This window comes from Streptomyces longispororuber (assembly GCF_024448165.1).
Taxonomy (GTDB): Bacteria; Actinomycetota; Actinomycetes; order Streptomycetales; family Streptomycetaceae; genus Streptomyces; species Streptomyces longispororuber_A.
In genome coordinates this window covers 44,542-54,580 of the sequence record NZ_JAMOLN010000045.1, presented here as the reverse complement: position 1 = coordinate 54,580, position 10,039 = coordinate 44,542, and the positions used below count along the sequence as shown (strand labels likewise).

Sequence of the window (10,039 nt, the reverse complement as noted above, 5' to 3'; positions counted from 1 at the left end):
CGGCCGGACGGGCCGACGCGGGCGGTTCGGCGGACGGTGCGGTGGAGGTCCTCGCCGAGGGCGTCGCGCTCGCGGGCGCCTGGACGACCTCCGGTGGGCGGGGTGCGCGCGTGCGCACCGGCGAGGGCAGTGCGGCCGGGCTCGGCATCCCGCGGACCGCGCCGTCGGGGGTGAGGAAGGCGGGGTCGCCGCCGGGCACCATGCCGAGCTCGCGGGCCCGGCGCTGGAGGGCGTCGGGCGCCGAGTAGGAGTCGACCTTGCGCTGCAGTTCCTGCTCGTCGTCGGTGAGCTCGGTGGTCTGCTTCCTCAGCTTGCTGAGCTTGAACGATCCTTCGTTGAGCGAGGAGTTCAGCAGCAGGAGCGTGATGAGTCCGCCGCCGAGCAGCAGGACGACGAGGAGGACGAACGGGGTGCGGGCGGCCTGGGAGCCACCGGACGGCAGGACCGGGAACAGCCGCGCCAGCCGAGCGGCCCTCCCCCGTAGTTCGCCTTGCGCGCCCTGGGAACCCCGGGCACCCTTCGAACCTTTTGAGCCACTCGTAGCACTCATGACCACCCCTCCACGCGTGCGTGCCTCACTGGACCCTCACCCGTTCACGTCCTCGCGGATGCGCTGCGCACCTCGCAGCCGTGCCGGGGCGGCCCGGCGGTTCTCGGCGACCTCTTCCTCCGTGGGGAGTTCGGCGCCGCGCGTGAGCAGCTTGAGCCGCGGCTGGTAGCGCTCGGGGACGACCGGCAGCCCGGGCGGCGCCGTGGTGGCGGCGCCGGTCGCGAAGACCTGCTTGACCAGCCGGTCCTCGAGCGAGTGGTACGACAGGACGGCGATCCGGCCGCCGACCGCCAGGGACTTCACCGCGGCGGGGACGGCCCGCTCCAGAACGCTCAGCTCGCCGTTGACCTCGATGCGCAGCGCCTGGAAGGTGCGCTTGGCCGGGTTGCCGCCGGTGCGCTTGGCCGCCTGCGGCAGGGAGTCACGGATCAGCTCGACGAGCCGTGCGCTGTTGCTGAACGGCTCCTTCTCGCGCTCCCGCACGATGGCCGAAACAATGCGCTTGGCCTGCTTCTCCTCGCCGTACTGGCGCAGGATCCGCACCAGTTCACCGGGGGCGTACGTGTTGAGGACCTCGGCGGCGCTCATCCCGGTCGTCTGGTCCATGCGCATGTCGAGCGGCGCGTCCTGGGCGTACGCGAAGCCGCGGTCGGCCTCGTCGAGCTGCATGGAGGAGACGCCGAGGTCGAACAGGACGCCCTGGACGCGCGGGACGTCCAACCGGTCGAGGACCTCGGGCAGTTCGTCGTAGACGGCGTGCACGAGGGTGGCCCGGTCGCCGAAGGGGGCGAGCCGCTCGCCGGACAGCCGCAGCGCTTCCTTGTCGCGGTCGAGCGCGACGAGGCGGCAGGAGGGGAACGTGGAGAGCAGCGCCTCACTGTGCCCGCCGAGGCCGAGGGTGCAGTCGACGACGACCGCCCCCGGCTGGGCCAGGGCCGGAGCCAACATGTCCAAGCAGCGCTGGAGCATGACCGGGACGTGTCGCTGACTCAAGGGGCCCTCTCAGGTCCGGCGGGCTCGCACGCACTGCCGGGTCCCCGCCCGCTCGTGAAGGGGATGGTGGTCCGTCGGCGCCGGGGAAGTGACGCCGGCCGACCGGAGCGGGAGGAGGCCGAGCCGTACGTACGCGCCGCGCACGCGGGGAGCGTCCGGCGGCGCCGGGATCTCCGTGTTGCATCGTTGCGTGGTTATCTGGGGTCGGCGTCACTTTAGTCCACGGTGCTCCGCGGTCAATCAACCGGCCTGCGCGTCGCGGGCGCGTCGGCGCGAAGCCGCATTTCGCCGGAATTCACCCGTTCGGCCGAGGCCGGTCCGCCCTGTGGGTTAGCTCACAACAAGGCTCGATGACGTTCTTTGTCCCACCTCACAGCGGGCCTGGGCCACCTGCGACCACTACCGTCATATCCATGACGACCTCCGCGCAGATCCCGTCCGACGTTCCCTCCGAAGGCGCCATAACCGCCGACGGCACCGTGACCGACCGTCTCGTCGACGCGAACGGCCGGTACGCCGCCGCGTTCACCGACCCCGGCATGGACGCCCGCCCCGTGCTGCACGTCGCCGTCGTGGCCTGCATGGACGCACGGCTCGACCTGCACGCCGCGCTCGGCCTCGAGCTCGGCGACTGCCACACCATCCGCAACGCGGGCGGCGTGGTCACCGACGACGTGATCCGTTCCCTCACCATCAGCCAGCGCGCCCTCGGCACCCGCAGCGTGGTCCTCATCCACCACACGGGCTGCGGCCTGGAGTCCCTCACCGAGGAGTTCCGGCACGACCTGGAGATGGAGGTCGGCCAGCGCCCCAGCTGGGCCGTGGAGGGATTCCGCGACGTCGACCAGGACGTGCGCCAGTCGATCCAGAAGGTGCGCACCTCGCCCTTCCTGCTGCACACCGACGACGTCCGCGGCTTCGTGTTCGACGTGAAGACGGGTCTGCTGCGCGAGATCACCCCGGCCTGAGGTTCCCGATCGGTCGGCCTTCCCCTCAAAAGGTTGTAAGCCCCGACATATCGCGGCCAGTTATCCACAGGCGAGTGACACGAACCGGTAACGCCAACAAGAATGCGTGTGTGACACCCCGCGCGAGCGACGGAACTTTTCGCGCGTGGTGTCCGTGTTTCGGGGTGGGCCGGTCCGCATCGCAGAGCGTCGGCCCGGGAAAGTACGGGCCGAGGAGGGCCGGGTGACGACCTATGACGATCGAGCGAGCCTCACTGATCTGACCACCACTGTGGAGCGGGTCCGCAGGTCGGTGGAGGGTGTGATCGAAGGCAAGCCTGAGGTCGTACGGCTTTCGCTGACGGTGCTGCTCGCCGAGGGGCATCTGCTCATCGAGGATGTGCCGGGCGTCGGCAAGACGATGCTCGCCAAGGCGCTCGCGCGGTCCATCGACTGCTCGGTGCGCCGCATCCAGTTCACTCCCGACCTGCTGCCGTCGGACATCACCGGTGTGTCCATCTTCGACCAGCAGCGGCGGGACTTCGAGTTCAAGCCGGGCGCGATCTTCGCCCAGATCGTGATCGGCGACGAGATCAACCGCGCGTCCCCCAAGACGCAGTCCGCGCTCCTGGAGTCCATGGAGGAGCGGCAGGTCACCATCGACGGCAAGACCTACGAACTGCCCAGCCCCTTCATGGTGGTGGCGACGCAGAACCCGGTCGAGATGGAGGGCACGTACCCGCTGCCCGAGGCCCAGCGCGACCGGTTCATGGCCCGGGTCTCCATCGGCTATCCCAGCCCGGAGGCCGAGCTGCAGATGCTGGACGTGCACGGCGGCGTGAACCCCCTGGACGACCTGCAGCCGGTGGCGCACGCGCACGACATCGTCAAGCTGGTGGACGCGGTGCGCACGGTCCACGTCGCCGATGCCGTACGGCGCTACGCGGTGGACCTGGTCGCCGCCACCCGCACCCACCCGGACCTCAGACTCGGCGCGTCCCCGCGCGCGACCCTGCACCTGCTGCGTGCGGCCAAGGCGTCGGCGGCCCTGAGCGGCCGGGAGTACGCACTGCCGGACGACGTGCAGGCGCTGGCCGTCGCGGTCCTGGCGCACCGTCTGCTGCCCACCGCGCAGGCCCAGTTGAACCGGCGCACCGCCGAGCAGGTCGTCCTCGACATCCTGCAGCGCACCCCGGTCCCGGCCACCGACACCCGCGCACCGCAGCAGAACTTCAACTCCGCTCCGATGTACGGCCAGCAGCCGCCCGGCACCCGGAGGCTGTGATGGCGGCAGGGGGGTACTACGCGGCGGACCCGGGGGGCGGGTTCACCGACGGCGACGGCGGGACGGACGACAAGGGCGACAAGAGCGGCCTGCGCACGGCCCTCGCCGGACTGACCACGCGCGGGCGCTCGTTCCTGGCCGCCGGTGTCGCCGCGGCGGTCTGCGCGTACGTACTGGGGCAGAGCGATCTGCTCCGGGTCGGCCTGCTGCTCGCGGTGCTCCCGCTGGTCTGCGCGGGCGTCCTGTACCGCACCCGCTACCGGGTCGCGGGCAGCCGCCGCCTCTCCCCCGCGCGCGTGCCCGCGAGTTCCGAGGCCCGCGTCCATCTCCGCATGGACAACATCTCGCGCCTTCCCACCGGTCTGCTGATGCTCCAGGACCGGGTGCCGTACGTGCTCGGGCCGCGGCCCCGCTTCGTTCTCGACCGGGTCGAGGCGGGCGGCCGCCGCGAGGTCTCCTACCGGGTCCGCTCGGACCTGCGGGGCCGTTATCCGCTGGGGCCGCTGCAGCTGCGCCTCACGGACCCGTTCGGCATGTGCGAACTGACCAGGTCCTTCTCGACGTACGACACGCTGACGGTGATCCCGCGCGTGGAGCCGCTGCCCGCGGTGCGGCTCTCCGGGGAGGCCAAGGGGTACGGCGACGGGCGGCACCGCTCGCTCGCGCTCGCCGGCGAGGACGACGTGATCCCGCGCGGGTACCGGCACGGCGACGACCTGCGCCGCGTCCACTGGCGTTCGACCGCGCGCTACGGCGAGCTGATGGTGCGCCGCGAGGAGCAGCCGCAGCGGGCCCGCTGCACGGTCCTGCTCGACACGCGCGGTGTCGCGTTCCATGGCGCGGGCCCCGACTCGCCCTTCGAGTGGGCGGTGTCCGGCACGGCCTCCGCCCTGGTGCACATGCTCGAACGGGGCTTCTCCGTGCGCCTGTTGACCGACACCGGTACCGCGGTTCCGGGTGAGGGCACCGACGGCTTCGCGGGCGCCAGCCAGGAGTCGGCGGACGCCGCGGGCCTGATGATGGACACGCTCGCCGTCGTCGACCACTCCGACAACTACACGCTCTCGTCCGCGTACGACGTGCTGCGCGGGGGGAACGAGGGACTGCTGATCGCGTTCTTCGGCGACATGGACGAGGAGCAGGCCACCGTGGCCGCGAAGATGCGCCGGCGCAGCGGCGGTGCCGTCGCCTTCCTGCTCGACAGCGAGTCCTGGGCCCTGGGTCCGGGAGCGCCGGTGTCGCAGCGCTGCGCCGAGCGGCTGCGCCTGCTGCAGGAGGCGGGCTGGAGCGCGGTGGCCGTGTCGCCGGGCACCTCCCTGGTGGAGCTGTGGCGCCAGGCGGACCGGGAGCGCACCGGGACACATCCATCGAGCCCGGCCGGAGGTTGGTCATGAGCGGCGGTGCCCGCCTTTCGATCTGCGCGACGCTGGCCACGTTCCTGGCCTCGTGCGCGCTGCTGCCCCTGGTGAACCGGTCGACGTGGCTGGTCCAGGCCGCGATCCTGCTGGTGATCCAGGCCGCGGTGGGCGCGGTGGCCCGCCGGGTGCCGCTCGCACGGCCGCTGACGGTGGCGGTGCAGGCGCTGGTCTCGCTGCTGCTGCTCACCCTGGTCTTCGCCCACGAGCAAGCGCTCGGGGCGGTCGTCCCGGGGCCGGAGGCCTTCCGGCACTTCGGGCTGCTCCTGGAGGCGGGCGGCGACGACGTCAGCCGGTTCGCGATCCCGGCGCCGCTGTCCGACGGCATCCGGCTGATGCTGGTCGGCGGCACGCTGGTGATCGGGCTCGCGGTGGACGCGCTCGCGGTGACCTTCCGCAGCGCGGCCCCGGCCGGGCTGCCGCTGCTCGCGCTGTACTCGGTCGCGGCCGGCCTCTCCGAGGGCAGCGCCGACTGGCTGTGGTTCGTGCTGGCGGCCGCCGGCTTCCTCCTGCTGCTGCTCGCCGAGGGCCGCGACCGGCTCTCCCAGTGGGGCCGGGTCTTCGGCGGCACGGGGCGGGCGCCCGGTGGCGCGCCGGGGGCGGACGGCGGGAGCGGCGCGATCGCCCCGGTCCGCACCGGTCGGCGGATCGGCGCCGTGGCGCTGGGCATCGCCCTCGCGGTACCGCTCGCCCTGCCGGCGCTGGACGGCGGTCTCCTGGGCCCGTCCGGCTCGGGCGTGGGCAACGGCACGGGGGGCGGCGGCACGATCTCCGCGGTCAACCCGCTGGTCTCGCTGCAGAACAGCCTGAACCAGCCGGAGGACCGGGAGGTCATGTCGTACCGGACGAACGCACCGCAGACGTCCGACATGTATCTGCGGATCGTGGCGCTCGACGACTTCGACGGCACGACCTGGCGTCCTTCGGTGCGCAGCATCACGGACGTGCCCGAGACGCTGCCCGGCCCGCAGGGCCTCAGCGACCAGATCCGCAGGACCGAGGTCCAGACGCGCATCGCGGCGGCCGACTGGTACGCGCAGGACTGGCTGCCCATGCCGTTCCCCGCGACGAAGGTGTCGATCAACGGCCGCTGGCGGTTCGAGCGGGTCGGCCGGACGCTGGTGGGCGACCACGGCCAGACCACGCGCGGCAAGCAGTACACCGTCAACAGCCTGATCGTGCAGCCGACCGCCCAGCAGCTCGCGGACGCCGGGGCGCCGTCGACCGACTTCGCCCGTGAGTTCACGGAGGTGCCGCCCTCGCTGCCGCGGGTGGTGGAGGAGACCGCGCTCAGGGTCACCGAGGGCGCGACGAACAACTACGAGCGGGCCGTGAAGCTGCAGGACTACTTCGCGGTCAACGGCGGCTTCACGTACAACACCGAGGTGACGGCGGGCAGCGGCTCGGCCGCGATCGCCCGCTTCCTGAAGCAGAAGGAGGGCTTCTGCGTCCACTTCTCCTTCTCGATGGCGGCCATGGCCAGGACGCTGGGCATCCCGGCCCGCGTCGCGGTCGGGTTCACGCCGGGCTCGCCCGGGGGCGACGGAAAGTACTCGGTGGGCCTGCGGGACGCGCACGCCTGGCCTGAGCTGTACTTCGAGGGCGTGGGCTGGACCCGCTTCGAGCCGACGCCGAACCGCGGCACGGTCCCCGAGTACACGCAGGACACCGCTCCGGCGGGCAGCCCGACGGATCCGGCGGCGCCCACCGAGTCCGCCTCGTCGGCGCCCTCGGCCTCCCAGCCGTCCTCCTCGGAGAGCTGCTCGCTGGCCCAGCGCAAGGACGGCAGCTGTGGGAACACGGCGCCGGCGGTCGTCGGCGGCGCGACGGACGACGGCCCGCCGACCGGCCCGATCGTGCTGGGTGCGCTGGCCGTGCTGCTGGTGATCGTGGTGCCGCTGCTGCCCATGCTCTGGCGCAAGCGGATCAGGGCGCTACGGCTGGGTTCGTCCGGCCGCACCGACGACGACGTCGCCGGGCGCACGCTCGCGGCCTGGCGGGAGGTGACGGACACGGCGTGGGACCACGGCATCCCGCCGGACGAGTCGCAGACCCCGCGGAAGGCGGCGGCCCGCATCGTCCGGCTCGGGCAGCTGGATCCGGCGGCCGCCGAGTCGGTCCACCGGGTGGCGGCCGCGGTGGAGCAGGTCCTGTACGCGCCACGGCCGCAGCCCGCGTCGGGGGTCGGTGAGGACGTGCGCCGGCTGTACTCCGGTCTGCACGCGAAGGTGAGCCGGCGGACGCGGCTGCGCGCGACGTTCGCGCCGCGCTCGGCCGTCCGGGTGGTCTGGGCCCTCGCGGAGCGCCGGCAGGCGTTCGTCGTGCGGCTGCGGGACCGGCTGACCGCGCTCCGCTCACGGCCGTCCGGCCAGGAGGGGTGAGCCCTTCCGCACCCGGTTCCGTACGCGGTTCCGTACGCGGCTGAGGGCGCCGGTCACCACGAGGTGGCCGGCGCCCTTCTTCCTGACCGGGTCTCCTTACGCAGGCCCCTGACGGGGTCCCGTTACGCACAAAGGGTGACCGCCGGAGGCGGTCACCCTTCATGTACGTGTGTCAGCTGCTCGGCGCCGAGGCGCTCAGCGGCCGCCCTGCTCGTCGCGGCGGCGCTGCCAGCGCTGCTCGATCCGGTCCATCATGGAGCGCTTCTGCTTGCTCTGCCGTCGGGCCGCGGGTGCGCCTGGCACCGCTCCCGCCTGCTGTTCACCGGGCTTGGGCGCCTTGCGCCAACCGGTGACCGCGAGCACCGCACAGCCCAGCATGACGAGGAATCCCACCACGCTGATCCAGATCTGCTGCGCGACCATTCCTGCCATGAGGAGCGCGATACCCACCAGGAAGCCCGCGACTGCCTGGTAGACCCGACGTCGGGTGTACGTACGCAGCCCGCTTCCCTCAAGCGCTGTCGCGAACTTGGGATCTTCGGCGTACAGCGCTCGCTCCATCTGCTCGAGCATTCGCTGCTCGTGCTCCGAGAGCGGCACGGAGTCCTCCTCATCGTGCAGTCGCCGGGGCGACCGGGGGTCCCCTTCAGGATAGGCAGGGAATCGCCCCCGTGAAACCCGCCCCTCTACGCCAACTTCACCATTCCGGACCGCGTCACGCCGCTCCGGCTCACTGAGGCGTCATTCCCCGGTGGCCGACCCGTCATGCCGGACGGTCTACCCAGATCATACGGCGCCGAGCGTCCGATCGGGGGGCCTGTGGCGTACTCCATCTGCCGCTGCGCCGCTGATCAGCGGCGGCTCTCCGGGGCCGCTCAGCCCTTTTCGGCCACCCGCTTCTCGCCCAGCACGTGCAGTTGCGTCGCCACGGCGTGGAAGGCGGGCAGCTCGGCGGCGGCCGCCTCCAGCTTGAGAAGCTCCTGGAGAGCGCCCGGCTCGGTGTCCACGAGAACGCCCGGGACGAGGTCCGCGAAGACCCGCACCCCGTGCACGGCGCTGACGTCCACGCCCGCGTCACCGACGAGCTGGGAGAGCTGCTCGGCGCTGAAACGGCGGGGCACGGGGTCGCCCTCGCCCCAGCGTCCTGCCGGGTCGTCAAGGGCCGTTCTGGCCTCCTTGAAGTGACCGGCGAGGGCCCGGGCGAGCACGGCGCCGCCGAGGCCGGCGGCGAGCAGGCTGAGCACACCGCCGGAGCGCAGCGCGTCGACCGCGTTGCGCACGCCCTCCGCCGGTTCCTCGACGTACTCCAGGACGCCGTGGCAGAGCACCGCGTCGTACGCGTCCCGCTCGACGACGTCGAACAGGCCGGACACATCGCCCTGCACGCCCTGCACCCGGTCGGCCACGCCGGCCTCGGCGGCGCGGCGCTCCAGCGCGAACAGCGCGTTCGGGCTGGGGTCGACGACCGTGACGCGGTGGCCGAGGGCGGCGACGGGCACCGCGAAGTTGCCACTGCCGCCGCCGGTGTCGAGGACGTCGAGGGGCTGGCTCCCGGCGGCCTTGGCGCGGCGGTCCAGAGCGTCCTTGAGGACCTCCCAGACCACGGCAGTACGGAGAGACGCTCGGGGGCGCATCGGGTCCGACACGGGAGTGACTCCTCGGCGCGGCTCCGGCCGGTGGGGCGGAGCGTGAACAGGTTCGGGCGCCTCCACCCTAATGGGCCCGGACCGGCACCCATGTCATCCGTGCACGTCACCCCCGGGAGCTCAGCCCGCGTCGGGCACCTCCCGCTCCGCCACGCGCAGGTCGTCCTCCTGCCGGGGCTGGGGCAGCACCGGCTGCAGGACGAGCATCCGCTCGACGAGGCGGAGGAACATCGCCACGTCGCGCACCAGATCGTCGGCGTCGCGGACGCTGGCCGCGCCGCGTATGCCCGCCTCCGCGCGGGCGCGACGGGTCGCCCCCGAGGCGAACAGTGCGCTCCACTCGGTCAGTTCGGGGGCTATCTCGGGGAGCACTTCCCAGGCGCTCCGGATCTTGGCGCGGCGCTTCGGAGTGGGCTCGGGCCTGCCGCGGGCCGCGAGCACGGCGGCGGCGGTGCGCAGCGCGGCGAGGTGGGCCGTCGCGTACCGCTCGTTCGACGTCTCGAACGCGGCCGCCTCGTCGAGTCCGGCGCGGGCCTGGGCGAGCAGGTCGAGGGCGGCGGGTGGCGCGCCCGCCCGGCGCAGTACCGGGTGGACGTCACTCGCCGGTCCGGTCAGTGAGGGGGCAGGGCCGGTGGCGGCGCGGCGGCGTGCGGCTGCTGCGGTGGATGCCTGATGTCCAGCCATGACGAACCTCCTGTCGTCGTGTGACGGCGCAGTGGCCGTATGTGCCCATCGTGGAGTACGCCACTGACAATCGGCTCTGACCTGGGCTTTTGCTTCGATCGAAGGTTCGGGCTAGTTTTTGCACTGACCAGTCAGTGC

General features: G+C 72.5%; 9 protein-coding genes. 4 read left to right on the top strand and 5 right to left on the bottom strand.

Annotated features, from left to right (window positions below; all coding sequences use genetic code 11):
• Both M4J07_RS15670 and rsmH read right to left on the bottom strand, forming a co-directional pair.
• Positions 1–550 (bottom strand): septum formation initiator family protein (locus tag M4J07_RS15670; protein ID WP_255972231.1); only part of this gene is annotated, 550 nt, incomplete at its 3' end.
• 36 nt (positions 551–586) lie between these two features.
• On the bottom strand, positions 587–1,543 hold the full coding sequence (rsmH, locus tag M4J07_RS15665; RefSeq protein ID WP_255972229.1) for a 16S rRNA (cytosine(1402)-N(4))-methyltransferase RsmH: 957 nt from the start codon (positions 1,541–1,543) through the stop codon (positions 587–589).
• A gap of 413 nt (positions 1,544–1,956) precedes the next feature.
• On the opposite strand from rsmH, the gene M4J07_RS15660 reads away from it, so the two are divergent.
• From M4J07_RS15660 to M4J07_RS15645, 4 genes are all read left to right on the top strand, one after another.
• A complete protein-coding gene (locus M4J07_RS15660) occupies positions 1,957–2,511 on the top strand; it encodes a beta-class carbonic anhydrase (protein ID WP_255972227.1) in 555 nt (184 codons plus the stop codon).
• A 223-nt stretch (positions 2,512–2,734) separates the two neighbouring features.
• Positions 2,735–3,775, top strand: a complete 1,041-nt coding sequence (locus tag M4J07_RS15655; RefSeq protein ID WP_255972225.1) for an AAA family ATPase — start codon at positions 2,735–2,737, stop codon at positions 3,773–3,775.
• The gene (locus M4J07_RS15650; protein ID WP_255972223.1) at positions 3,775–5,169 is read left to right on the top strand and encodes a DUF58 domain-containing protein; all 1,395 of its coding nucleotides are present in this window, start codon (positions 3,775–3,777) and stop codon (positions 5,167–5,169) included. The genes M4J07_RS15655 and M4J07_RS15650 overlap by 1 nt, the downstream gene beginning before the upstream one ends.
• Positions 5,166–7,571 carry a transglutaminase TgpA family protein gene (locus tag M4J07_RS15645; protein ID WP_255972221.1) on the top strand — a complete coding sequence of 802 codons (2,406 nt, stop codon included), beginning with the start codon at positions 5,166–5,168 and terminating at the stop codon, positions 7,569–7,571. The genes M4J07_RS15650 and M4J07_RS15645 overlap by 4 nt, the downstream gene beginning before the upstream one ends.
• A gap of 195 nt (positions 7,572–7,766) precedes the next feature.
• Here M4J07_RS15645 and M4J07_RS15640 read toward each other — a convergent pair whose 3' ends face one another.
• From M4J07_RS15640 to M4J07_RS15630, 3 genes are all read right to left on the bottom strand, one after another.
• Complete coding sequence (locus tag M4J07_RS15640; protein ID WP_255972219.1) at positions 7,767–8,171, bottom strand: DUF3040 domain-containing protein; 405 nt, start codon at positions 8,169–8,171, stop codon at positions 7,767–7,769.
• Between the two features lie 275 nt (positions 8,172–8,446).
• Positions 8,447–9,217 carry a methyltransferase gene (locus M4J07_RS15635; protein WP_255972217.1) on the bottom strand — a complete coding sequence of 257 codons (771 nt, stop codon included), beginning with the start codon at positions 9,215–9,217 and terminating at the stop codon, positions 8,447–8,449.
• Between the two features lie 120 nt (positions 9,218–9,337).
• A complete protein-coding gene (locus M4J07_RS15630) occupies positions 9,338–9,901 on the bottom strand; it encodes an SAV_6107 family HEPN domain-containing protein (protein WP_255972215.1) in 564 nt (187 codons plus the stop codon).
• Between the last annotated feature and the right edge of the window lie 138 nt (positions 9,902–10,039).

What these genes read in the sequence shown, in the direction of transcription:
- M4J07_RS15650 (WP_255972223.1), top strand. Translation starts at nt 3,775, where the DNA reads ATGGCGGCAGGGGGGTACTACGCGGCGGACCCGGGGGGCGGGTTCACC.
- M4J07_RS15630 (WP_255972215.1), bottom strand. Translation starts at nt 9,901, where the DNA reads ATGGCTGGACATCAGGCATCCACCGCAGCAGCCGCACGCCGCCGCGCC.
- M4J07_RS15645 (WP_255972221.1), top strand. Translation starts at nt 5,166, where the DNA reads ATGAGCGGCGGTGCCCGCCTTTCGATCTGCGCGACGCTGGCCACGTTC.
- M4J07_RS15660 (WP_255972227.1), top strand. Translation starts at nt 1,957, where the DNA reads ATGACGACCTCCGCGCAGATCCCGTCCGACGTTCCCTCCGAAGGCGCC.